The sequence below is a fragment of the Nonomuraea sp. WAC 01424 genome (assembly GCF_003947315.1).
Taxonomy (GTDB): domain Bacteria; phylum Actinomycetota; class Actinomycetes; order Streptosporangiales; family Streptosporangiaceae; genus Nonomuraea; species Nonomuraea spiralis.
Genome location: NZ_QHHZ01000076.1, coordinates 1 through 646, shown reverse-complemented (window position 1 = coordinate 646; position 646 = coordinate 1). Strand labels below are relative to the sequence as shown.

1 pseudogene is annotated in these 646 nt (G+C 69.3%); it reads left to right on the top strand.

Annotated elements, in window-relative coordinates:
• Nucleotides 1–646 (top strand): annotated as a pseudogene (locus tag DMB42_RS52795) (hypothetical protein); the annotation flags it as partial.

Genomic DNA, 646 nt, shown 5'->3' with positions numbered 1-646 from the left:
GGCATGTACACCACCGGCCGCGGGGCCTGGCTCCAATCGCGGTTCACGCTCAACCCCGACGGCAAGTCCGACTTCGACTTCAGCCTCGACGACGAACCGGCGTGGACCAGGACTCCGCCCACTTCGGCGTACCCGGACGAGCTGGCCGCGTTCCCACGCGAGGCCGAGCACGTCCCGGACTGGTGGCGGTTCCGCCCGCCGCTGCCGTTCCGCGTCGAGTTCCGGCACGCCCGGATCGTCGACGCGTACACCGAGGGCGAGCCACCGGTGGTGGACAGACCGGAGCTCGACGAATCCGAAGCACCGCTGGTCGCGCAGTACCTCGAACGTGAACCGGCGATCCTCTCCGGCAGCGGTCTCGGCAAGGACATCTTCGACCCGGAAGCCGACGGCGACGTCCCCGAGAGCTACCACACCGACGGCACCTGGATCTGGCACGCGTCCGTGCCGCACTACCTGCGGAAATACGGGATCCCGCCGGAGCCGGAGCTGGTCGGGCACATTCGCGGCCAGCGGTTCCAGCCGCCGTACGTCGAACACCTCGTGCGGCGGACCGCGGAAGCGGATCTGCTCGGCAAACCGAGGCCGAAACCGGGCCGCTCCGACGTCAAGAAGACCGAAGGCGACATCGCCGCGGAGCTGGAGA